Origin of the sequence: Pseudomonas sp. 24 E 13 (assembly GCF_900004715.1) — a bacterium.
Classification (GTDB): domain Bacteria; phylum Pseudomonadota; class Gammaproteobacteria; order Pseudomonadales; family Pseudomonadaceae; genus Aquipseudomonas; species Aquipseudomonas orientalis_A.
Genome location: NZ_CVTO01000099.1, coordinates 209,188 through 229,960 on the forward strand (window position 1 = coordinate 209,188; position 20,773 = coordinate 229,960).

Annotated in this window: 23 protein-coding genes; 10 read left to right on the forward strand and 13 right to left on the reverse strand. The window is 59.4% G+C overall.

The window, feature by feature from the left end:
- Nucleotides 1-110 precede the first annotated feature (110 nt).
- Together BFP90_RS08280 and BFP90_RS08285 are read right to left on the reverse strand one after the other, a co-directional pair.
- Entirely contained in the window at nucleotides 111-1,286 is a 1,176-nt protein-coding gene (locus tag BFP90_RS08280; protein ID WP_065896423.1) for an aminotransferase class V-fold PLP-dependent enzyme, read from the reverse strand.
- An 18-nt stretch (nucleotides 1,287-1,304) separates the two neighbouring features.
- Nucleotides 1,305-1,541, reverse strand: a complete 237-nt coding sequence (locus BFP90_RS08285; RefSeq protein ID WP_065887770.1) for a DUF3820 family protein — start codon at nucleotides 1,539-1,541, stop codon at nucleotides 1,305-1,307.
- A gap of 205 nt (nucleotides 1,542-1,746) precedes the next feature.
- Here BFP90_RS08285 and BFP90_RS08290 point away from each other — a divergent pair, with 205 nt between their 5' ends.
- Nucleotides 1,747-2,214, forward strand: a complete 468-nt coding sequence (locus tag BFP90_RS08290; protein WP_065895035.1) for a ferritin-like domain-containing protein — start codon at nucleotides 1,747-1,749, stop codon at nucleotides 2,212-2,214.
- A gap of 130 nt (nucleotides 2,215-2,344) precedes the next feature.
- On the opposite strand, the gene BFP90_RS08295 is transcribed toward BFP90_RS08290, so the two are convergent.
- Both BFP90_RS08295 and BFP90_RS08300 read right to left on the reverse strand, forming a co-directional pair.
- Nucleotides 2,345-2,815, reverse strand: coding sequence for a MaoC family dehydratase (locus BFP90_RS08295; RefSeq protein ID WP_034115694.1), 471 nt, complete (start codon nucleotides 2,813-2,815; stop codon nucleotides 2,345-2,347).
- Nucleotides 2,816-2,872: 57 nt separating this feature from the next.
- Nucleotides 2,873-3,817, reverse strand: a complete 945-nt coding sequence (locus BFP90_RS08300) for an alpha/beta hydrolase (protein ID WP_065896424.1) — start codon at nucleotides 3,815-3,817, stop codon at nucleotides 2,873-2,875.
- A 213-nt stretch (nucleotides 3,818-4,030) separates the two neighbouring features.
- Between BFP90_RS08300 and fadD2 the strand changes: the two genes are divergently transcribed.
- Together fadD2 and fadD1 are read left to right on the forward strand one after the other, a co-directional pair.
- On the forward strand, nucleotides 4,031-5,719 hold the full coding sequence (gene fadD2, locus BFP90_RS08305) for a long-chain-fatty-acid--CoA ligase FadD2 (protein ID WP_065895033.1): 1,689 nt from the start codon (nucleotides 4,031-4,033) through the stop codon (nucleotides 5,717-5,719).
- Nucleotides 5,720-6,108: 389 nt separating this feature from the next.
- Nucleotides 6,109-7,800: a long-chain-fatty-acid--CoA ligase FadD1 gene (fadD1, locus tag BFP90_RS08310; protein ID WP_065887701.1), complete on the forward strand. Its 1,692-nt coding sequence runs from the start codon at nucleotides 6,109-6,111 to the stop codon at nucleotides 7,798-7,800.
- A 131-nt stretch (nucleotides 7,801-7,931) separates the two neighbouring features.
- Here the strand turns inward: fadD1 and BFP90_RS08315 are convergent, their stop codons facing one another.
- Nucleotides 7,932-8,309: a hypothetical protein gene (locus BFP90_RS08315; RefSeq protein ID WP_065895032.1), complete on the reverse strand. Its 378-nt coding sequence runs from the start codon at nucleotides 8,307-8,309 to the stop codon at nucleotides 7,932-7,934.
- Between the two features lie 200 nt (nucleotides 8,310-8,509).
- Here BFP90_RS08315 and BFP90_RS08320 point away from each other — a divergent pair, with 200 nt between their 5' ends.
- From BFP90_RS08320 to def, 3 genes are all read left to right on the forward strand, one after another.
- Entirely contained in the window at nucleotides 8,510-8,695 is a 186-nt protein-coding gene (locus BFP90_RS08320) for a CsbD family protein (RefSeq protein WP_065895031.1), read from the forward strand.
- A 181-nt stretch (nucleotides 8,696-8,876) separates the two neighbouring features.
- On the forward strand, nucleotides 8,877-9,830 hold the full coding sequence (locus BFP90_RS08325) for a YihY/virulence factor BrkB family protein (RefSeq protein ID WP_065895030.1): 954 nt from the start codon (nucleotides 8,877-8,879) through the stop codon (nucleotides 9,828-9,830).
- The gene (gene def, locus BFP90_RS08330) at nucleotides 9,827-10,366 is read left to right on the forward strand and encodes a peptide deformylase (protein WP_065896425.1); all 540 of its coding nucleotides are present in this window, start codon (nucleotides 9,827-9,829) and stop codon (nucleotides 10,364-10,366) included. Before BFP90_RS08325 ends, def begins: the two co-directional genes overlap by 4 nt.
- 108 nt (nucleotides 10,367-10,474) lie before the next feature.
- Here def and BFP90_RS08335 read toward each other — a convergent pair whose 3' ends face one another.
- Nucleotides 10,475-10,906, reverse strand: coding sequence for a GNAT family N-acetyltransferase (locus tag BFP90_RS08335; RefSeq protein WP_065896452.1), 432 nt, complete (start codon nucleotides 10,904-10,906; stop codon nucleotides 10,475-10,477).
- A 184-nt stretch (nucleotides 10,907-11,090) separates the two neighbouring features.
- Between BFP90_RS08335 and BFP90_RS08340 the strand changes: the two genes are divergently transcribed.
- Entirely contained in the window at nucleotides 11,091-12,017 is a 927-nt protein-coding gene (locus BFP90_RS08340) for an aliphatic sulfonate ABC transporter substrate-binding protein (RefSeq protein WP_065896426.1), read from the forward strand.
- Nucleotides 12,018-12,085: 68 nt separating this feature from the next.
- Here the strand turns inward: BFP90_RS08340 and BFP90_RS08345 are convergent, their stop codons facing one another.
- From BFP90_RS08345 to BFP90_RS08375, 7 genes are all read right to left on the reverse strand, one after another.
- Nucleotides 12,086-12,556 (reverse strand): hypothetical protein, encoded by a 471-nt coding sequence (locus tag BFP90_RS08345; RefSeq protein WP_065896427.1) that lies wholly within the window; start codon nucleotides 12,554-12,556, stop codon nucleotides 12,086-12,088.
- Between the two features lie 133 nt (nucleotides 12,557-12,689).
- Nucleotides 12,690-14,105, reverse strand: a complete 1,416-nt coding sequence (locus BFP90_RS08350; protein WP_065896428.1) for an MFS transporter — start codon at nucleotides 14,103-14,105, stop codon at nucleotides 12,690-12,692.
- A gap of 182 nt (nucleotides 14,106-14,287) precedes the next feature.
- Nucleotides 14,288-14,725: a hypothetical protein gene (locus BFP90_RS08355; RefSeq protein ID WP_065895026.1), complete on the reverse strand. Its 438-nt coding sequence runs from the start codon at nucleotides 14,723-14,725 to the stop codon at nucleotides 14,288-14,290.
- Between the two features lie 131 nt (nucleotides 14,726-14,856).
- Nucleotides 14,857-15,594 carry an NAD-dependent epimerase/dehydratase family protein gene (locus tag BFP90_RS08360; protein ID WP_065896429.1) on the reverse strand — a complete coding sequence of 246 codons (738 nt, stop codon included), beginning with the start codon at nucleotides 15,592-15,594 and terminating at the stop codon, nucleotides 14,857-14,859.
- Nucleotides 15,595-15,610: 16 nt separating this feature from the next.
- The gene (locus BFP90_RS08365) at nucleotides 15,611-16,243 is read right to left on the reverse strand and encodes a glutathione S-transferase family protein (protein WP_065895024.1); all 633 of its coding nucleotides are present in this window, start codon (nucleotides 16,241-16,243) and stop codon (nucleotides 15,611-15,613) included.
- 183 nt (nucleotides 16,244-16,426) lie between these two features.
- On the reverse strand, nucleotides 16,427-16,666 hold the full coding sequence (locus BFP90_RS08370) for a DUF6124 family protein (protein ID WP_065896430.1): 240 nt from the start codon (nucleotides 16,664-16,666) through the stop codon (nucleotides 16,427-16,429).
- 312 nt (nucleotides 16,667-16,978) lie between these two features.
- Entirely contained in the window at nucleotides 16,979-18,010 is a 1,032-nt protein-coding gene (locus BFP90_RS08375) for a LacI family DNA-binding transcriptional regulator (RefSeq protein ID WP_163002785.1), read from the reverse strand.
- Nucleotides 18,011-18,223: 213 nt separating this feature from the next.
- Between BFP90_RS08375 and BFP90_RS08380 the strand changes: the two genes are divergently transcribed.
- From BFP90_RS08380 to BFP90_RS08390, 3 genes are all read left to right on the forward strand, one after another.
- The gene (locus BFP90_RS08380) at nucleotides 18,224-18,757 is read left to right on the forward strand and encodes a gluconokinase (protein ID WP_065887724.1); all 534 of its coding nucleotides are present in this window, start codon (nucleotides 18,224-18,226) and stop codon (nucleotides 18,755-18,757) included.
- Nucleotides 18,758-18,839: 82 nt separating this feature from the next.
- Nucleotides 18,840-20,192, forward strand: coding sequence for a GntP family permease (locus BFP90_RS08385; protein WP_065887726.1), 1,353 nt, complete (start codon nucleotides 18,840-18,842; stop codon nucleotides 20,190-20,192).
- 109 nt (nucleotides 20,193-20,301) lie between these two features.
- Nucleotides 20,302-20,628, forward strand: coding sequence for a hypothetical protein (locus BFP90_RS08390; protein ID WP_065896432.1), 327 nt, complete (start codon nucleotides 20,302-20,304; stop codon nucleotides 20,626-20,628).
- Nucleotides 20,629-20,773: the final 145 nt, after the last annotated feature.

Sequence of the window (20,773 nt, forward strand, 5' to 3'; positions counted from 1 at the left end):
TCAAAAGCAGATCAAGATCAAGAGCGACTCGCTTCGCATCGTGGTTACGGTTGGGCGCTACAGAGTTGTGAAGATACCTATGGCCATCGGGGGCAAGCCCCCTCCCACATTTAATCTTTGCTCAGTTCGGTAATGGCGTTGACCAGCGTGCCGATGTCCTGCGCTGACGTCACCAGCCCCGGCGTCACTCGAATACAGGTGCCAAACGCCGCGCCTGAGCGGGTCGTGGTGAACACGTCATGCTCCTTGAGCATGCGGTCAACCATCATCTGCTGATCGCGTCCAATGAACTTGAATGCGGTAATCGCGCAATACAGCCTCGGATCATCCGGGGTCAGCACCTCAATGCCCGGCAACTCGCGCACCTGGCTCACCCACATGTCCCGCAGATGGTTGACCCGGGCACCCTTGGCCGCCGCGCCGCCCAGTTCCCGATGCTCTTCAAGCACTAATGGCAAGCTCATCAGCGCCGGAAAGTTCGGTGTGCTGTAGGACGTACGTGCCCGCACATCCGTGGCGGGGTAGTGGAATTCGCCCATGTCCGCGTCGATATCCGGCAGGCGTTCGGGGGCAATGTAGAGAAAGCCCAGGGTCAGCGGCGCGCCGATCCATTTGTGCAGGTTGAAGCCGGCGAACTGAATGCCCAGTTCGCCAAGGTCGAAATCGATCTGGCCCAGGGCGTGGGCGCCGTCAAGGATCACGTCGACCCCCTGATCACGTGCAGCCCTGGCAATCGCCGCCACCGGCATCACCAGGCCGGTACGGTGGGTGACATGGGTCAGCGCCATCAGCTTGAGGCGCGGGTGTTGATCGAAGGCGTCGCGATACGTCTGCACCAGGCTGTCGAAGCTGGCCGGGTGGGTGTGGGAAATTTCGATCACTTCAACACCGCGCACGCCCGCCAGCCAGCGCATCGCGCCTTTGACTGTGTCGTACTCCAGATCACTGATCAGCACCTGATCGCCCGGTTGCAGGCGGTTGTAGTTGCGGATCAGCGACTGCAAGGCTTCGGTGGCGTTGCGGGTGAAGGCCACCGAGCCGGGGTCGGCATTGATCAACGCGGCCAGTTGGCGGCGAATCTGGTTATTTTCCCCTTGCTCGAAGCGCTGACGCACATACACCGAGTTGCTGCGGTTGATAAACGCCACATGCTCCAGGTACTGCGCCTGGACTGCACGGCTCATGCGCCCGAAGTAACCGTTTTCCAGATTGATCGGGCCGGGCTCCAGCGCATAGCGCTGGGCGATGGCCTGCCAGTGAGGTTCGTTGTTTGCATTCCTTGGCATGGTGTGGCGCTCAATCAATTAATGGCGAGGGGCGGGTTTACCGTGTTTAACGCGCAACGGTTCGAGCAATTCGGCCAGGCCGTTGTGGTCGATTTCCTGCATCAGTGCCAGTAAGCCGCCCAGTTCTCCGTGGGGAAATCCCTCGCGAGCGAACCAGTTCAGGTAAGGGCCGGGCAGGTCGGCGATGATCCGGCCTTTGTATTTGCCAAACGGCATTTGGCGGGTGATCAGCAATTCGAGCTTTTCAGGGTTCATGGTTTCGAGCAGTGAAGGCGGGGTGTTCGAAAATACAGGCATTCTGCATGAAGGCCAAATGACAGATCATGCAAATAACATACATACAGATGGTTCAATTATTCGTAAGCTGTTGAATTATTTAATAAAATTAATTTTTCAAAACCTGGCACGGGCGCTGCAATCATTAAGGCAACCTTCATCAATCCACACAAGGAATTGAAAAATGACTGACATCAACAAAGAATCGATCTCTGTACTCAACGACCTGATCGAGACCAGCATCGATGGTCAGAAAGGTTTCAAAGAGTGCGCAGAAGATATCAAGCACCCTGAACTCAAAGCGCTGTTCGCCAAGCGCTCTGTTGATTGCGGCACTGCTGCCGCCGAGCTGAAAACCGCCGTACGTGCCCTGGGTGGCGATCCGGAAGATTCCGGCAGCGTGGCCGGTGCCCTGCATCGCGGCTGGGTTGACGTGAAGTCCATGGTGACCGGCAAGGACGAAGAGTCCGTGCTGAACGAAGCCGAGCGCGGTGAAGACCACGCACTGAAGGCTTATAAGGAAGCGATCGAGAAGATCAACAAGCACAACCTGCTGGGCATTCGTGACCTGGTTGAGCGTCAGTATCACGGCGTGCAACGTAACCACGACCAAGTCAAAGCCTTGCGTAACCAGGCTCGCGCCCAGTCGTAAGCCCTGTGCTGTAAGGCTGTAAAATGTGGGAGGGGGCTTGCCCCCGATAGCGGTGGATCAGTCGATAGCTCTATGACTGACACACTGCAATCGGGAGCAGGCCCCCTCCCGCTTTGCTTTCGTCTGCCTGTCAGCCGATGCTGATCGGCGGCAGTTCGGTCAGCGTTACAACTTGCTGCTTACGCGGCGCAAGGATCTCCGCTTCGCCATCCACCACCAGTTCATCACGCTGGTTGAACACGCGAGTGGCAATGCGTACCCGGAACTTGGGCAGTTTTTCCAGAATTTCCAGGCGCACCGTCAGGGTGTCGCCGATTTTGACCGGCTTCTGAAAGCTCATCTGCTGTCCGATATAAATCGTGCCCGGCCCAGGCAATTCGCAGGCAACCGCCGCACTGATCAGCGCGCCGCTGAACATGCCGTGGGCGATACGCTCCTTAAACATGGTTGCCTTGGCATATTCGGCATCCAGGTGCACCGGGTTGTGATCGCCGGACATGGCGGCGAACAGCTGGATATCGCGTTCTTCGACGGTCTTGCTGAAGCTGGCGGTCTGGCCGACTTCAAGGGCCTCGTAGGGGGTGTTGGTTACCTGGGTCATCTAAACGTGCATCCTGTGGCTAATCGATAATTTAATCGGCTGATTTTAAACGCAAAGTCATTCGCAGCGGGTGGGCCTGCGCAATGCCTGGGTGTGCTCGAGCCACGTCAGGACATCCGCGGTGACGTCGTCGCGGTTGGTTTCGTTGAACACCTCATGACGCGCCTGCGGGTAGAGTGTCAATTGCAGGTGCTGGCAGCCGGCCTCACGCAGGGCGCGGGCCAGGCTCTTGAGACGCTTGCCTTCACTCACCGGATCACATTCACCGCCGATCAGCAGCATCGGCAGGCCCGGATCGATCTGCGCGAGATTGGACGCTTTGCTGATGTGCTGCAAGCCGCCGAGCAGGTCGACCCACAGTTGATTGGTGCAGCGAAAACCGCACAGCGGGTCATGGATGTACTTGTCGACTTCAACCGGGTCGCGGCTGAGCCAGTCGAAGGCGGTGCGATTGGGTTTGAACGCCTTGTTGAATGAACCGAATGACAGAAAATCAATCAACCCACTGCGCCCGCGCAGGCCCTGGCGCGCGCGCTCGATACGTGCAATCAGCCGCGCTGCGCGATACAGCGCCACCGGCTGGAAATTCGAACCGCTCAGAATGGCGCCGTGCAAGCTGGCGCTGTGGTGCAGCAGGTACGCCTGGGCGATATAGCTGCCCATGCTGTGGCCCAGCAAGATGATCGGCAGCCCCGGATGCTGCTGGCCGATGTGCTGGTTGAGGCTGGCCAGGTCTCCCACCACCTTGTTCCAGCCATCGTTCTCGGCATACAGCCCCAGGGTGCCCTCGTCGGCGGTGCGGCCATGCCCGCGTTGGTCCAGCGCATATAAACCGTAGCCGGCGCCACACAACGCCTGGGCCAGGCGTGCATAGCGGCCGCTGTGCTCGGCCATGCCGTGGGACAGCATCACCACGGCCTTGGGGAGCGCGTCAGGCATCCATTGATTGACGAACAGCCGGCTGTGGTCATTCGCTGTCAGCCAGAAAGTGCTGTGGTTCATGGCGGTTCCTTTGCTCAGGGTCGTTGCAGTGTATAGCTCATCTGCCCGAGGGCGGGGTATCTGCCTGCGCCTTAGCGACAAGATTCATACAATCAATGACACAGTTCAGCGTATTTGCCTGTTTGGCCATTACTGCTAACGTCCTCAAAGCTCCGCTCTTTGTAGCTGCATAGAAAAGCGGCCGGACCTGTTCAGGTAAAGAGGACAAGAATAATGCAACCTGATTTCTGGAATGACAAACGCGCCGCGGGCGTTCCCAATGACATTGATCTGACCAGCTACACATCGGTGATCGAAGTTTTCGAGCGCTCCTGCAAGACCTTTGCCGACCGTCCAGCGTTCAGCAACATGGGCATTACCCTGACCTACGCCGAGCTTGAGCGCCACAGCGCGGCGTTCGCCGGTTACCTGCAACAGCACACCGACCTCAAGCCCGGCGAGCGCATCGCGGTGCAGATGCCCAATGTGTTGCATTACCCGATTGCCGTTTTTGGCGCACTGCGCGCCGGGCTGATCGTGGTCAATACCAACCCCTTGTACACCCCGCGTGAAATGCGCCACCAGTTCAAGGATGCCGGCGTGCGCGCGCTGGTCTATCTCAATCTGTTCGGTTCGCGGGTTCAGGAGGTGTGTGCCGACACCGAGATCGACTACCTGATCGAAGCCCGGATGGGCGACTTCATGCCCGCCGCCAAGGGCTGGCTGGTCAACACAGTGGTCGATAAGGTGAAGAAGATGGTCCCGGCCTACCACCTGCCGCGTGCGCTGTCGTTCAAGCGCGCCCTGCGCATGGGCGGCGGCCTGGGCGTGACCCGCCATCCGGTGACCCTCGACGACATCGCTGTGCTGCAATACACCGGTGGCACCACGGGCCTGGCCAAGGGCGCGATGCTCACCCACGGCAACCTGGTGGCGAACATGCAGCAGGTGCGGGCGTGCATGTCCCAGACCGGCGACGATGGTCACCCGCTGGTCAAGGAAGGGCAGGAGGTGATGATTGCGCCGCTGCCGCTGTACCACATCTATGCATTCACCGCGAACTGCATGTGCATGATGGTATCCGGCAACCACAACGTGCTGATCACCAACCCGCGGGACATTGGCGGCTTCATCAAGGAGCTGAAGAAGTGGCGTTTCACCGGGTTGCTGGGGCTCAACACGTTGTTTGTGGCGCTGATGGACCACCCGGACTTCAAGCACCTGGACTTTTCCCATCTGAAGCTGACCAACTCCGGCGGCACGGCGTTGATCAAGGCCACCGCCGAGCGCTGGCAGCACATCACCGGTTGTGCGATCGGTGAGGGCTACGGCCTGACCGAAACCTCGCCGGTGGCCAGCACCAACCCGTATGGCAATAAGTCGCGATTGGGTACGGTCGGCATTCCGGTGCCGGCCACGGCCATGAAAGTGATCGATGACGAGGGCACCGAGCTGCCGCTGGGCGAGCGCGGTGAGCTGTGCATCAAGGGCCCGCAGGTGATGAAGGGCTATTGGCAGCAACCGCAGGCCACCGCCGAAGCGCTGGACGCCGAAGGCTGGTTCAAGACCGGCGATATCGCGGTGATCGATGCCGACGGTTTTATCCGGATTGTGGACCGTAAGAAAGACCTGATCATCGTGTCGGGCTTCAACGTGTACCCCAACGAAATCGAGGACGTGGTGATGGCGCATCCGGCCGTGGCCAACTGTGCGGTGATCGGCGTGCCGGACGAGCGTACCGGGGAGGCGGTGAAGCTGTTTGTGGTGGCGCGTGCCGAGGGGGTGAGCGTTGAGGAGTTGAAGGCGTACTGCAAGACCAATTTCACCGGGTACAAGGTGCCCAAGCATATTGTGCTCAGGGATTCGCTGCCGATGACGCCGGTAGGCAAGATTCTGCGGCGGGAGCTGCGCGACATCGCCTGAACCTTGAATTGAAATGCAATTAAAAATGTGGGAGGGGGCTTGCCTCCGATAGCAGTGATTCAGTCAACACATTGAGTGACTGACACACCGCCATCGGGGGCAAGCCCCCTCCCACATGTGTTATTTGTCGCCCGGTATGGCTCATTCCAGAGCGGATTCCAGCGGTATAGAATCTTTGCTCTAAAAATGACCACTGGATATTCTTGAGTCATGTTTATGACTGTAGGGCCCTCTTTTGGCTCTAGGCGGGCCTTGGCAAAGCTGCTACTCTCGGCGCGCTTTGTGACGTCTAGGCCTGCTTGAAAGCGCCAGATTCACCTTAAAACACACACCAATAATAATCGCATCAAATGCGATGATGAATTCGCGTCGCTGAGGAGTGGGCTTCCATGAACGAAGACTTTTGGAAGGATAAGTACCCCGCCGGGATTGCTGCACAAATCAATCCAGACGAGTATCCGAATATTCAGGCGGTATTGAAGCAGTCCTGCCAGCGCTTCGCCAACAAACCGGCTTTCAGCAACCTGGGCAAGACCATCACCTACGGTCAACTGTACGAATTGTCCGGCGCATTTGCCGCCTACCTGCAACAGCATACCGACTTGAAGCCCGGCGATCGAATTGCCGTGCAACTGCCCAACGTCCTGCAGTACCCGGTCGCCGTATTCGGCGCCATCCGTGCCGGGCTGATCGTGGTCAACACCAACCCGCTGTACACCGCGCGGGAAATGGAACATCAATTCAACGACTCCGGGGCCAAGGCCCTGGTCTGCCTGGCCAACATGGCGCACCTGGCTGAAAAAGTCGTGCCCAAGACCGCCGTCAAGCACGTGATCGTGACCGAAGTGGCCGACTTGTTGTCGCCGTTCAAGCGCCTGTTGATCAACAGTGTGATCAAGTACGTGAAGAAAATGGTTCCGGCGTATCACTTGCCGCAAGCAATCAAGTTCAATGACGTGCTGGCCAAGGGGCACGGCCAGGCGGTCAGCGATGCCAACCCGGCCAGCGGCGATGTGGCTGTTCTGCAATACACCGGCGGCACCACCGGGGTGGCCAAGGGCGCGATGCTGACTCACCGCAATCTGGTCGCCAACATGCTGCAATGCAAGGCGCTGATGGGCTCCAACCTCAATGAGGGGTGCGAAATCCTGATCACGCCGCTGCCGCTGTATCACATCTATGCGTTCACCTTTCATTGCATGGCGATGATGCTGATCGGCAACCACAACATCCTGATCAGCAACCCGCGCGACCTGCCGGCGATGGTCAAGGAACTGTCGAAGTGGAAGTTCAGCGGCTTTGTCGGCCTTAACACCCTGTTCGTGGCGCTGTGCAATAACGAAGGTTTCCGCAAGCTGGATTTCTCCGCGCTGAAGGTCACGCTGTCCGGCGGCATGGCGCTGCAACTGGCGGCGGCCGAACGCTGGAAGGCCGTGACCGGTTGTGCCATCTGCGAGGGTTACGGCATGACCGAAACCAGCCCGGTGGCCACCGTCAACCCGATCCAGCATATCCAGATCGGCACCATCGGCATTCCGGTGCCTTCCACCGTGTGCAAGGTGATTGCAGACGATGGCACCGAGCTGGCGCTGGGCGAAACCGGCGAGCTGTGCGTCAAGGGCCCGCAAGTGATGAAGGGCTACTGGCAGCGTGAAGACGCCACCGCCGAGATGCTCGACAGCGAAGGCTGGCTGAAGACCGGTGACATCGCGATCATTCAGCCCGATGGCTACATGCGTATTGTCGACCGCAAGAAGGACATGATCCTGGTCTCGGGCTTCAACGTGTACCCCAACGAACTGGAAGACGTGCTGGCGGGCCTGCCGGGTGTGTTGCAGTGCGCAGCCATCGGCGTACCGGATGAGAAGTCCGGGGAGCACATCAAGCTGTTCATTGTGGTCAAGCCGGGGGCCACCCTGACCAAGGAGCAGGTGATGGAGCACATGCGCGCCAATGTCACCGGCTACAAAGTACCCAGGGCAGTTGAGTTCCGCGATGCATTGCCGACCACCAACGTGGGCAAGATCCTGCGGCGTGAATTGCGTGATGAAGAACTGAAGAAGCTCGGTCTTAAAAAGTAACTTAAACCAAATGTGGGAGGGGGCTTGCCCCCGATAGCAGTGGTTCAGTCAACACATTGAGTGACTGACACACCGCCATCGGGGGCAAGTCGAATCGTCGCACCGCCCCTCCCACATTTTTGATCGCGTTCTTACAGAGCGAACTGGGCGAAGCCGATTCCTGCACCGGCCGGCCGCACGTCCTTGAGGAACGAGTCCTTGTCGGCGCTCAACTCCAGGGTGATCTCCGGCTTGCGTTTGCCGGCATTGCGCACCACCAGCCCTTCGAGGTTTTCGCGCAGGAACAGGGTCGGCACCTTCAGGTGCAGCAACTGGTCGGTGTCGGCGTTGTGCATCAACAGGTGGATCCACTCGTACTGGCCCACGCCGATCCGCACCACGGGCAGGTCGAACCACCAGATGTTGCGTTTGCGGTCCAGGTCGGTGAAATGACAGTTGTTGACGCCGAGTACGGCACCCCCCAGTTCCTGGTTTCTGCGGGCGATGGCCTGTGCTTTATCGAGTTTCATAACCTTCCTACGGGATCTGTTATTCAGCGTGTGAGCCTGAATGTGCCGGGCATTCTCGTGGGTTGGCCACAAAACATAAAGGCAAACCTGCCCCTTTCGATGAAATGCCCGCTGAAAATAATTGAAACTCTGGCGCATGGCGTCGAGTCAACCGCAGCGTAGTGACCAAAAACCATTTGATTGTTATCAGGAGTAATACCATGGGCAGCACTTCCGATAAGGTAAAAGGCATGGCTAACGAAGCCGTCGGTAACGTCAAGCAAGGCGTCGGCAAGGTTACCGATAACGATAAACTGCGTGCTGAAGGCGTGATCCAGGAAAAGAAAGGCGAAGCGCAGCAGGCCGTTGGCAAGACCAAGGATGCGGTGAAAAAAGCCACCGAGTAACACGGCTTGGCTGGCTCCTCTCCAGCAGCCCGACGGCCATCCACGGATGGCCGTTTTTGCAGGTACTGGCGCAACTAAACTTCAGAAATTGTTTCAAAGTCGCCAAATGGGCTACTTTGATGTAGAAAACGGCCCCTGAGTCGCCCACGACTTCAACTCTTTGCGGCGAAAGGAGACGCTAATGATTTTTCCGGTACTTGATGGTCTCAAGCTGCACAAGGTGCTGGTGCGCACCGTCACCGAATTCGTCGACGACGAGATGCCCACCTACGCCTCGGCGCTGGCGTACCAGATGCTGTTCTCGCTGTTTCCCTTCCTGCTGTTCCTGATTGCTTTGATCGGTTTCCTGCACCTGCCGGACTTTTTCACCTGGCTGCGCCTGCAGTCGGAGCTGGTGTTGCCGCCCCAGGCTCTGGAGCAGGTCAACCCGGTGATTGACCAGCTGCAGCAATCCAAGGGTGGGCTGCTGTCGGTGGGTATCGTGATCGCCCTGTGGACCGCTTCCGCCGGTGTGCGCCTGATGATGAGTGCGATGAACGCGGCGTATGACGTGGTGGAGGGGCGGCCGATCTGGAAGCGTTTTCCGCTGTCGATTTTCTACACCGTCGGCATCGCCGGCATGCTGCTGGCCGCCGCCGCGCTGATGGTGCTCGGCCCGCAAGTGATGGAGTGGCTGGCGGGGCAGATCGGCATGCAGGAGTTCGTCGTCACCCTGTGGACGATCCTGCGCTGGCCGCTGATCGTGATCCTGCTGATGTTTGCCGTGGCCCTCATGTATTACGTGATGCCTGACGTGGAACAGGAGTTTCGCTTTATCACCCCCGGTTCCGTGCTCGCGGTGGTGGTGTGGATCGTCGCCTCCCTCGGCTTTGGCTACTACGTCAAGACCTTCGCCGACTACAACGCCATGTACGGCAGTATCGGTGCGATCATCGTCCTGCTGCTGTACTTCTATATTTCCGCCGCCGTGTTGTTGCTCGGTGCGGAGATGAACGCCGTGATCGAACACATGTCCGCCGAGGGCAAGGACCCCGGCGAGAAGGAAATCGACGAACCGGGTCATACCTCTGAAAAACAGCATGTCTCAGGCCTCGGCCGGGACCACTCCAAGCCCCTCGCCGAGCCTGAACAATGATCCGTGACATCCTCAAAATGGGCGATGAACGCCTGCTGCGCATCGCCCCGCCGGTACCGCCGGAAATGTTCGACAGCCCCGAGTTGTGGCAACTGATTGATGACATGTTCCAGACCATGGAACATGTGGGCGGCGTCGGCCTGGCCGCGCCGCAGATCGGCGTCGACCTGCAACTGGTGATCTTCGGTTTCGAGGCCAGCGAGCGCTACCCTGACGCGCCGTCGGTACCGCAGACCATCATGATCAATCCACTGATCACCCCGCTAAGCCCGGTACTGGAAGAGGGCTATGAGGGTTGCCTGTCCGTCCCCGGCCTGCGCGGCGCCGTGGACCGTTACCAGCAGATTCGCTACGAAGGTTTCGACCCCAAGGGCGAGCCGATCGTACGCTTCGCCGACGGCTTCCATGCACGGGTGGTGCAGCATGAATGCGACCACCTGATTGGGCGCTTGTACCCGTCGCGGATTACCGACTTCAGTAAATTCGGGTTTATCGAGGTGATGTTCCCGGAAATGGACCCAACCGCCGACGAATGATCTGCAGGCCCTCTGTAGGAGCGAGCTTGCTCGCGAAAAACGTCAACGATAACGCGTGCTTCCTGAATGAACGCGGTGCCTGTGAATTTTTCGCGAGTAAGCTCGCTCCTAACCACCGCTATCGGGAGCAAGCCATCCAGGTGATTGAAGTCCCATCGCGATCATCGGCTTGTTGCGCTTGTAACGCACCAGCCGCTCACTGAGCGATTGCGGCAGTACGGCGTCCTGTGAAAACCCCATACGCCGGTACAACCCTTCAAGGTCCGGATGGCACAACAGCCAGACCGTGCCGTCCACACCCGCCACGGCCTGGTGGATCAATCGCGCTGCCAGCCCCTGGCCGCGATAGGCCGGGTCAACGAACACCCCCGTCAGCCACTGCCCACCCACCACAGGTGTCAGGCACAACCCGGCCACAATCTCAGCGTCTCTGGCCACCCACAACTGCCCGCCCTTGAGCGCCTTCATCGACGAGTTATGATTGCGGTAAAACTTGTTCAGCAACGGCCATAGCGGCGCTGCCAGCCGTTCGATGTGCATGGTCAAACCAATTGAAAAGGGCAAGGCGCGCATTGTAACCGGTGCCGGCGGAGCACCGACAATGGCTGCGCTTATAGTGCATAAAGTTATAATTAGATGACTTTTAAATATTATTAAAGAATAAGAGGGCTTGTTAGGATCGCTCCCAACCTGCACCCGCCGCCAAGGCCAAGGAAGCGCTCTTATGCTGAAAATAATTGTTGTCGCCGTTCTTTCGCTGTTCGCTGCCAACGTGCTGGCCGCCGATCCTCCCACCCTGCGCATTGGCTATCAGAAAAGCTCGGTGAGCATGGTGCTCGCCCGTGAGCACAAGCTCTTCGAAGCCGCGCTGCCCGGCACACAGGTGCAGTGGACCGAGTTCCTCGGTGGCCCGCCGCTGATCGAGGCGCTGAACGCCGGCAGCCTGGACATCGGCAATATCGGCGACATCCCGCCCATTTTCGCCCAGGCCGCCGGCATCGAGTTGCAGTACATCGCCGTCGAGCCCAATGACGGCAAGACCGAAGCCGTGCTCGTGCCCAAAGCCAGTACGATTCAGAGCGTGGCCGAACTCAAGGGCAAGCGTGTGGCCTTGCTCAAGGGGTCCAGCGCGCACAACCTGTTCCTCAAGAGCCTGCTGCGCGCCGGCTTGCAGTGGAAGGATGTGAACGTGGTGTACCTGTCGCCGTCCGACGGCCGCGCCGCATTCGAGCAGGGCAAGGTGGACGCCTGGGTCGTGTGGGACCCGTATTACTCGGCCGTCGTGGTCGACGGTGCCGCCCGTGTGTTGGGCACCGGCGAAGGCCTCAATCCGGCCGGCAGCTTCTTCGTGACCAGCGGCGCGTTTGCCCGGCAAAACCCCCAGGCCATCGCCACCATCATCCAGACCCTCGGCAAGGCGCAGCGTCTGTCGCTGGACCAGCCCGAGGACAGCATCGCGCTGATGGCCAAGACCCTGGGCCTGCAACCGGCCGTGGTCAAAAGCTACTTCGAGCACCGCTCGCCGGCGCCGATCCGGCCGCTGCAGGGGGGCGACATCGCCACTCAGCAAGGCACCGCCGACCTGTTTTTCGCCAATGGCCTGATCCCGAAAAAGATCGAGGTGCAGCAGGTTGTGTTCAAAGGTCCATAAGCCCAGGCTGAGTTCAAAGTGTGGGAGGGGGCTTGCCTCCTCCCACATTTCTTGTTCAGCGGTGTGGCTTAGATGGCTGCCAGGGTGTCTTTCAGTGCCTGGGTTTGTGGAGCAGCCGTCTTCGCCACTACCTGCTGCTGTTGCTGCTCCTTCAAGCGCTCCGCCACTTGGCTGGCAATGGCGTCTTGCCTTTCCTGCGGCAGGGCCTGCACTTGTTCCTCGGTCATCCCCTGCTCCTTGAGCAACTGTTCGCGGATGCGTTCGGCCGGGGATTTGCTCATGTATTCGGTGAATTCAGCCCGCGCCCCCGAGGTCGGTGCTGTGGTCTGCAGCTGCACGCGAGTCTTGGCGAACGCCTCGTCGATGCGGTCGCCCGCCTTGTCCAGCTCCTTCTGCGCGGCCGGCATCGCCGTACCTGGCTGCGCACCCTGCAGGGCGCCGCTGTACAACGCGCTGGCGGCGGCATTGGCCGGGTCCATGTCGGGCCGCTTGATCTGTTGAACCGTCGAAACGGCTTGGGTGTTGGTGTTAACCAGCATGATCGTTCACCTGTGCAAATATGCGGTGTGACAGCTGGAGCAATTAGCATGCCGGGCGCAGGGTGCGCGTTTTTACTGGGGTAGAGGCCGCCGTCGCGGCAAACACTGTCCCGCCGACGGCCAACTGTTGCCGTCAGTGGGCGATATGCTCCAACGCCAGGTTACGCGTACGCGGCCCGAACCAACTGATGGTAATCATCACGATCAACATGCTGCTGGCGATAAACGCCAGCACGCCCGGCGTGCCCAGGTGCTCGAGGATAAAACCGATCAGCAGGCTGCTGAAGACCGTGGACAAGCGGCTGAACGAATAACAGAACCCAACCGCCCGCGCGCGGATATTGGTGGGGAACAACTCGCTCTGATACGAGTGATAGCTGAAGCTCAGCCAGGCATTGCAGAAAGTGATCATCACCCCGCAGAAAATCAGCCCTACCGCCGTGGTTTGCAGGGCGAACAGGCTGCCGAAGATCACCGCGCCCATGGCCGAGCCGACGATCTGCCATTTGTTTTCAAAACGGTTGGCGACCTTGACGAACAGCAACGGGCCCAGCGGGTAGGCGAGGGTGATGATAAAGGCATAGAGCAGACTGTGGGTCACACTGACGCCCTGGCCCGACAGCAAGGCCGGCAGCCAGTTGCCAAAGCCGAAGAAACCAATCGCCTGGAACACGTGGAACACGATCAGCATCAAGGCGCGGCGACGGTAGGGCGGCTGCCAGATATCGGCGAAACGGCCGCTGCCCTGCACGCTGACAGCCTCCGGCTCCGGCGCGTCCAGAGGTTTGCCGTGATCCTTCAGGCAGCGCGCCTCCAGGTTGTCCATGATCGCGCCGGCTTCCTCGAAACGACCTTTCTGTGCCAGCCAGCGCGGTGACTCCGGCAGGCGCTTGCGCAGCTGCCAGATAAACAGCGCGAACACCGCACTGCTGAGCACCACCCAGCGCCAACCGGAGATGCCGAACGGCGCCTGGGGCACCAGCCACCACGACATCAGCGCCACCGCCGGTACCGACAGGAACTGGATGAAAAACGCAAAGGCAAACGCCGAACTGCGCATGCGCTTGGGCACAAGTTCCGACAGGTAGGCGTCAATGGTCACCAGCTCGATGCCCAGGCCAATGCCCACCAGAAAGCGCATGCAGATAATACCCACGGCCGACGTCTGGATGCCCATCAACACCGTGGCGACGGTGTACCAGATCAACGCAAAGGTGAAGATCGCCCGGCGTCCGAAACGGTCGGCGAAGGGGCTGAGCAGGCTGGCACCGAGGAACAGGCCGAGGAACGTGGCCGAGGCGAATGCGGCCTGGTCAGAGAAGCCAAACGCGCCCGCGCTGCCGGTGTGGAATATCCCGTCGCTGATCAGGCCTGGGCTGATATAGGCCGTTTGGAACAGGTCATACAGCTCGAAGAAACCGCCGATCGACAGCAATGCCACCAGGCGCCAGATGCTGGCGACTGCGGGCAGGCGGTCGATGCGCGCGCTGATGTGGGCGGCGCGGGTCGGGTTGATGCCGTCGGTGGCAGCGGCGCTGAGGTTGGGCATGGGAGAAGTTCCAGAAGCAGTGAGCTGGAATCTTAACCTGCAACTGACAGTGAGCAATTGTGCAATGTAGGGCGAAAGCCGCTGTTTTGGCGATTTATTGCGTGCGGGTTTCATCGACGACCAATAATGGCCGTCGATTGGGCTCATGCACAGTAAAACAGCGGACCTTGAGTCACGCTTTCTTAGGAGGAAGAGGCTGCCCGCACATGCTTGAAGTTCTCTACCGTAAAAGCGCCAGATGAGAAGCTCATTTGCTGCACGCGGCGACCTCTCGTTTCAGCCTCGAAGTGAAATTTTGCAGTCAGGACACCGTCCTGTAATTGCAAGACGGTGAATTCTCCCCGGCTTGCAAAATAAGTACCCTGATTACCCGCGCGCGTATCATCAAATTCCAGCCTTACCTTGTGATCGGTATCCGTTGCACCAATCGCGTAGGTCTCGCCTGAGCGAATATCCTGGTCAATGCTGATTTTGAGCAATGCGTGGTCCGTCATGATTCCGACGGTCGAATTAAAGCCGGCCTCTCCATTTAAATGAGCGACAAAGCTCGTCTGAAAGGGGACAGACCATCCGGAAACAGTTCCCGAGATTTTATCGTTTGGGCCCAGTATGTTAGTCATTTGTTTTTTCCGTATTCAAAGGGGAGCAATGGGTTGTCAGTGCCGCCCGATATGAATAAGCGAAGAGAAAAACCAGATCTACTGTCAAATCTGACAGGTATAGCGCGTTTCCGACTAACGGGTCGGCTAGTTCAATAAGTTATCGGTATCCCAAACTGTGCGAATGCATCGTCCATCGGTTGGTAGTCAAGCACACGCGCTGTCTCGCTCAGGTCCAGGCGTTTGAAACGGTTATTGGAGATGCCATGGGCGATCAAGTGTTTCACGCCTTCGGCCTCAACCGAACGCTGTAATAATTGCACGGCATCGCGGGGGCTGAGCCAGGCGCTGAGGTCGCGGGCGTTGTTCAGGTCGTGGGTTTCGGGAAATTCAAACGCGCCGATGCGCACGGCGATGGTCGACAGCGCCGTCTTGGCGGCATAGTAGCCACATAGCGCCTCGCCGTAGCATTTGCTCACGCCATACAGGTTGGCGGGCATCACCGGCATGCCTGGCGTGATCTGGCGATCCACCGGGTAGCCTTCGATGGTTTGCGCGCTGCTGGCGAATACCAGGCGCTGCACGCCGGCGTTCACGGCGGCTTCGAACAGATAGGTAGTGGCGAGGATGTTGTTGGGCAGCAGTTCGTCGAACGAGGCGCTGGCGTGGGGGATGCCTGACAGGTGCACGATCACATCGATGCCTTGGAGCAGGGCTGCGAGGCTGGATTTATCACTGAGGTCGGCGTGTATGAAGCGGTGTCCGGCCAAATCGAACTCCGGCGCGATGCGGTCAGTGAGGGTGAAACGGTAGCGATCTTTCGACGCCTGGAAAAATGTCTTGCCGATTCTGCCGCAGGCGCCGGTGAGGAGTACGTTGAGTCCGTTCAAGAGGGTGTCCCTGTATTCAGTTGTGGCCGTCGAGGGCGAAGGTGTTGAAACCGGCATGTTGGCTGAGCCGCTGGTAGTAGGCGGCGATGGCCGGGTAGGGCGGACGCTCCATGGGTGTCACCTGCCAGCGGTGCACGGAGAGGCCGATCAGGATATCGGCGAGGGTGAACTCGTCGCCGGCTACGTAAGCGCCGGTCCTGGTCAACTGTTGTTCGAGGATGCCCATCTTGTCGTTCCAGACCTGCACGGCGGCGGCAATCTGTGTCGCGTCCAGCCCATCGGGATTGTTACGCACCAGCGCGGTGAATGCGTCGCCCCAGGCACGGTTGAGTTCGGTGGCTTGCCAGTCGATCCATTGTTCGACGCGGGCCCGTGGCGCGGGCTCGAAGGGCAGCAGGTCAGCGCGTTGATACAGGCCGACGAGGTATCGGCAGATGGTATTGGACTCCCATAGCACGCCGTGGTCATCGATCAAGACGGGGATTTGGGCGTTGGGGTTCAGGGCGAGGAACTCAGTGGATTGGGTGGGCTTGAAGCCGATGCCCCAGTCCTCGCGCACATAGTCGATGCCCAGTTCCTGGCAGGTCCAGAGTACTTTTCGCACGTTGATGGAAGAGGTGCGACCCAAGATTTTCAGTGAGTGTCCCATGGTGCTTCCCTGGCTTGGAAAGTGGTTAATCTAGCAGGGGCCAAGTGGGCACGGTTAAAAAATGTGGGAGGGGCGGTGCGACGATTCGACTTGCCCCCGATAGCGGTGGGTCAGTCAACTTATCTGTGACAGACCCACTGCAATCGGGGGCACGCCCCCTCCCACATTTTGATCGAGTAGGACTTAAGCGCGTGGTGTGTACTGGTCCATGGCTTTGCCCACCAGCAAGACGCTCAGCTCGCTCAGTTGATGAATGGCGAGTGCTATATCGCGCTGCTTGCCGGTGAGGTCATCGGACAGGTCGAGCAGCAAGGTGCTGACGGAGCATACGGTTTCGTAGCTGTTGATCAGCAGGGTCTCGGTGGAAACATCGGGGACGAGGGTGAAGAGGGTGGTTGGCGGCGTATCGATTTTTTTGATCATGAGAGCATCCTGGAATGGGCTGCCGCCGTATCGCTACTAAACGAGGGTGGCAGCTGTACGCAGGTTAGTAGACCGGTGGACACTCAAAGCCGGCGCACTCGAAAGTGCCCTACGCACAGCCGCCATTAACGCGGGCAGACTTATGCACCTGGAGTGACCAAACTCAGGCTACTAAACCCGATCACCGAGAAATTCAGCGACCGGCAAACCTTAAAGACCGCCACCCAGGCACACAAGCCGGCCGATTCTGACGTAAGCGTAGGTAGCGGAGCAAGGCGCTTGCCTTAATGTCAGCCGCTTCCTACAGCCGTCCTACGTACTCTCCCGCACCTGCAACTCGAACCCCATATCCACCACCGGCTTGGCGATCCGGTTGCCCGCCATGATTGTCAGCAAGTGCTCCGCCGCGCGCCGGCCAATGGCTTCCCGTGGCGTGCTGATGCTGCTCAGGCGCGGCACCATGAACGACGAGGCGGGCAGGTCGTTGAAGCCCAGCACGGCCACGCGCTCTGGCACTTTGATGCCGTGGCGCAGGGCTTCGAGCAAGGCGCCCTGGGCCAGGTCGTCGTTGCCGAAGAAAATCGCATCCACGTCCGGATGCGCCGCCAGCAATTGCAGGAACAGTTCGCCGCCCAGGCCCACGGAGGAGGGGCGAGGTGTCAAAAGCTCCAGCGCCGGGTCGTACAGGCCCGCTTGCTGCAAGGCGCGGCGGAAGCCTTCGCCACGCAGCAAGGTGCGCTGATCCAACTGCGCGCCGATGTAGGCCAGGCGCTTGCGCCCACGGGACAGCAAATGCGCCGCCGCTGTTTCGCCTGCGGCCAACTGTGAGAAGCCCACGCAGTTCACCCCGGCATTAGGGTCCAGATCCATCATGTATACGCACGGCACATTGCTGGCCTCGACCATCCGTCGCGCGCTTTCGGTGCGGTCGAACCCGGTCAGCAGCAAGCCGCGAGGCTGGTAGGCCATGTAGTTGCGCAGCAGGTTTTCTTCTTCGTCGCGGCAGTAGTGGGAGTTGCCGATAAGCACTTCAAAGCCCTTGGGCCGCAGCACCTGGTGGATGGCTTCGAGGGTTTCGATAAACAGCAGGTTGGACAATGACGGCACCAAGACCACCACCGAATGGCTCTGGGCCGACGCCAGGGCGCGGGCGGCGGGGTTGACCACGTAGCTGAGTTCGGCGGCGGCCTTCTGCACTTTCTCCACCAGTTCGGTGGCGACCGTGCTGATGCCACGCAGGGCGCGGGAGGCGGTGATCGGGCTGACGCCGGCCAGACGGGCAACTTCATTCAAGGTGGGGCGACCGGTGGTGCGGGTATTTTTATCGTTCTTGGAGGTCATCAGGCGGCTTGCCAAACAAAAATCGAGGCACTAAGGTAGCGCTGTCTCCAAACGGCTGCAAATGCTTGAACGTTGGGTTGCCTGATCCCGTTCGAATGATTGGAGCGGATGCACGCGTCACTCCATAAAAAAAGACAAGACGGCGCGGGAAAAGCCTGTTTTTGCACTAGCCTTAGGCTGTGCAAAGGTAGCGCTATCTGCGTCCTGAGGTGTTTCATGAGTCAACCTGTTACCGCCCTGGTCATCATGGGTGTTTCCGGCTGTGGCAAGTCCAGCGTCAGCGAGGCCTTGTGCCGCCTGAACGGTGCCACCGCCATTGAAGGCGACAGCTTTCACCCCGCCGCGAACATAGAAAAGATGAGCGCCGGCCACCCCCTCAACGACGACGACCGCGCCGGCTGGCTCGACATCCTCTGCGATGAATTGCGCCGCTCGCTCAAGGCCGGTGAACATCCAGTGCTCACCTGTTCGGCGCTGAAAAGGAAATACCGTGACCACCTGCGCGAAGCCGCGCCGGGCCTTGGCTTTGTATTCCTGGAGCTGACCCGTGAAGTGGCCGCCGACCGCGTGTCCCATCGCCCCGGCCATTTCATGCCGGCAAGCCTGATCGACAGCCAGTTCGCCACCCTCGAGTCGCCCAAGGGCGAGCCGCTGACCCTGGCCCTCAACGCCAGCGAAGACAGCGTCGAGGCACTGGCAGAGCAGACCAATGCCTGGTGGCGCGAGCACGGTTTTGAACCTACCCATTAATTTTTTGCCGGAAAGATAGCGCTATCCCCGGCAGGAAGTTCAACACCCGCTTTAATAACAACAACAAACAGGAGAGATCCCCATGTTTGGCATGTCCCACGAGTCGTATCTGCTGCTGGATGCAGTCGTCACTATCATCGGTTTGATCGTTCTGATCACCAAGTTCAAGGTGCACCCGTTCATCGCACTGATCATCGCGGCCGGCTTCCTCGGCCTGACCTCGGGCATGCCCGTGGAGAAGATCATCAAGGCGTTCCAGGACGGCTTCGGCGGCGTGCTCGGTTTTGTCGGCATCATCCTCGCGCTGGGGACCATGCTCGGCAAGATGATGGCCGAGTCCGGCGGTGCCGATCAGATCGCCCAGACCCTGATCCGCGCCTTCGGCAAGGAAAAGGTCCAGTGGGCCATGATGTTCGCCGCGTTCCTGGTGGGCATCCCGCTGTTCTTCGAGATCGGCTTTGTGCTGCTGATCCCGCTGGTGTTCATCGTGGCGCGGCGTACCGGTGTGTCGCTGATCAAGATCGGCATCCCGTTGCTGGCCGGCTTGTCGGCCGTACACGGTCTGGTACCCCCGCACCCGGGCCCGCTGCTGGCCATCGGCGTGTTTGGCGCGGACATCGGCAAGACCATCCTGTATGGCCTGATCGTCGCCTTGCCGACCGCCATCATTGCGGGCCCGATCTTCGGTACGTTCATCGCCAAGTACATCCCGGGCAACCCGTCCCAGGAACTGGTCGACCAACTGGCCCGCGAGACCGATAACAAGGCGCTGCCCAGCTTCGCCATCACCCTGGTCACCGTGCTGCTGCCGGTGTTCCTGATGCTGCTCAAAACCTTCGCCGACATCGCCTTTGCCGAAGGCAACGTGGTGCGCAACTGGATGGACATGATCGGTCACCCGATCACCGCGCTGTTGCTGGCATTGCTGCTGTCGCTGTACACCTTCGGCCATCGCCAGGGCATCCATTCCAAGCAGATCCTCAAACTGCTCGACGCCAGCCTTGCGCCGACCGCCGCGATCATCCTGATCATCGGTGCCGGTGGTGGCTTCAAGCAGATGCTGGTGACCAGCGGCGTGGGTGACGTCATCGGCCACATGGCGGTAAACGCCCAGATCAACCCGATTCTGCTGGCGTGGCTGGTGGCGGCGGTGATTCGCGTGGCCACCGGTTCGGCCACCGTGGCGACCATTACCGGCGCGGGCATCGTGGTGCCGGTGGTGGGCATGATTCCAGGGGTTAACCGTGAACTGCTGGTGCTGGCGACGGGGGCTGGGTCGTTGATCCTGTCTCACGTCAACGATGCGGGGTTCTGGCTGGTCAAGCAGTACTTCAACATGACCGTGGCCGAGACCTTCAAGACCTGGACGGCGATGGAAACCATTCTGTCGGTGGTGGCGCTGATCTTCATCATGTTGCTGTCGTTGGTGGTGTAGGCCTCAACCACCTGTCGCAACCGGTAGTTTTCACAGTATCGAGTGATCACGAAGACTTCTAAAACGACTCCGAAGCTCGTCATTTTTGACGAGCATTGGAGGAAAAATCATGGAAAACGACAGTTCTAAGCCAGAAAGTGACTCAAAAGTCTTAGTGCCGACGCCTATTATTCAAAACCTGAAGGAGGGGGACAGGGTCGCTGCTGATTTCGTGATAAGAGGGTGGGCTTCTCCTGGCGGAGCGGCAGTCGTGGTGAAAAATAGCAACTCGCCCTATCAACAATTTGGTACTGCGCAGGTTACGTTTCCGACTGAGTGGGAGTTTTCCTTGAGCAAGCATTCCATGGGGCCGGGGTCGTACAAGATCAGTGCTTATACGCATTCTGGACCGCAGATTTCCGATCCAACGAACCCCCTGTCATTTGAAGTGATTTGAACGGGCGTTCATACGGCGACTCTTTAATCTGTCAGGCCCGCGCCAGTAAGGGCCTGACAGAACCCTCATTGCGTCGCTTACCCGCCTGTTTTTTTAACTAACCCATCGACCCTGAACATCCCGCGAATCCCTCGCACTGCCTGGC

Coding starts and splice junctions, on each gene's coding strand:
- BFP90_RS08280 (WP_065896423.1), bottom strand. CDS start 1,286: ATGCCAAGGAATGCAAACAACGAACCTCACTGGCAGGCCATCGCCCAG.
- BFP90_RS08285 (WP_065887770.1), bottom strand. CDS start 1,541: ATGAACCCTGAAAAGCTCGAATTGCTGATCACCCGCCAAATGCCGTTT.
- BFP90_RS08290 (WP_065895035.1), top strand. CDS start 1,747: ATGACTGACATCAACAAAGAATCGATCTCTGTACTCAACGACCTGATC.
- BFP90_RS08295 (WP_034115694.1), bottom strand. CDS start 2,815: ATGACCCAGGTAACCAACACCCCCTACGAGGCCCTTGAAGTCGGCCAG.
- BFP90_RS08300 (WP_065896424.1), bottom strand. CDS start 3,817: ATGAACCACAGCACTTTCTGGCTGACAGCGAATGACCACAGCCGGCTG.
- fadD2 (WP_065895033.1), top strand. CDS start 4,031: ATGCAACCTGATTTCTGGAATGACAAACGCGCCGCGGGCGTTCCCAAT.
- fadD1 (WP_065887701.1), top strand. CDS start 6,109: ATGAACGAAGACTTTTGGAAGGATAAGTACCCCGCCGGGATTGCTGCA.
- BFP90_RS08315 (WP_065895032.1), bottom strand. CDS start 8,309: ATGAAACTCGATAAAGCACAGGCCATCGCCCGCAGAAACCAGGAACTG.
- BFP90_RS08320 (WP_065895031.1), top strand. CDS start 8,510: ATGGGCAGCACTTCCGATAAGGTAAAAGGCATGGCTAACGAAGCCGTC.
- BFP90_RS08325 (WP_065895030.1), top strand. CDS start 8,877: ATGATTTTTCCGGTACTTGATGGTCTCAAGCTGCACAAGGTGCTGGTG.
- def (WP_065896425.1), top strand. CDS start 9,827: ATGATCCGTGACATCCTCAAAATGGGCGATGAACGCCTGCTGCGCATC.
- BFP90_RS08335 (WP_065896452.1), bottom strand. CDS start 10,906: ATGCACATCGAACGGCTGGCAGCGCCGCTATGGCCGTTGCTGAACAAG.
- BFP90_RS08340 (WP_065896426.1), top strand. CDS start 11,091: ATGCTGAAAATAATTGTTGTCGCCGTTCTTTCGCTGTTCGCTGCCAAC.
- BFP90_RS08345 (WP_065896427.1), bottom strand. CDS start 12,556: ATGCTGGTTAACACCAACACCCAAGCCGTTTCGACGGTTCAACAGATC.
- BFP90_RS08350 (WP_065896428.1), bottom strand. CDS start 14,105: ATGCCCAACCTCAGCGCCGCTGCCACCGACGGCATCAACCCGACCCGC.
- BFP90_RS08355 (WP_065895026.1), bottom strand. CDS start 14,725: ATGACTAACATACTGGGCCCAAACGATAAAATCTCGGGAACTGTTTCC.
- BFP90_RS08365 (WP_065895024.1), bottom strand. CDS start 16,243: ATGGGACACTCACTGAAAATCTTGGGTCGCACCTCTTCCATCAACGTG.
- BFP90_RS08370 (WP_065896430.1), bottom strand. CDS start 16,666: ATGATCAAAAAAATCGATACGCCGCCAACCACCCTCTTCACCCTCGTC.
- BFP90_RS08380 (WP_065887724.1), top strand. CDS start 18,224: ATGAGTCAACCTGTTACCGCCCTGGTCATCATGGGTGTTTCCGGCTGT.
- BFP90_RS08385 (WP_065887726.1), top strand. CDS start 18,840: ATGTTTGGCATGTCCCACGAGTCGTATCTGCTGCTGGATGCAGTCGTC.
- BFP90_RS08390 (WP_065896432.1), top strand. CDS start 20,302: ATGGAAAACGACAGTTCTAAGCCAGAAAGTGACTCAAAAGTCTTAGTG.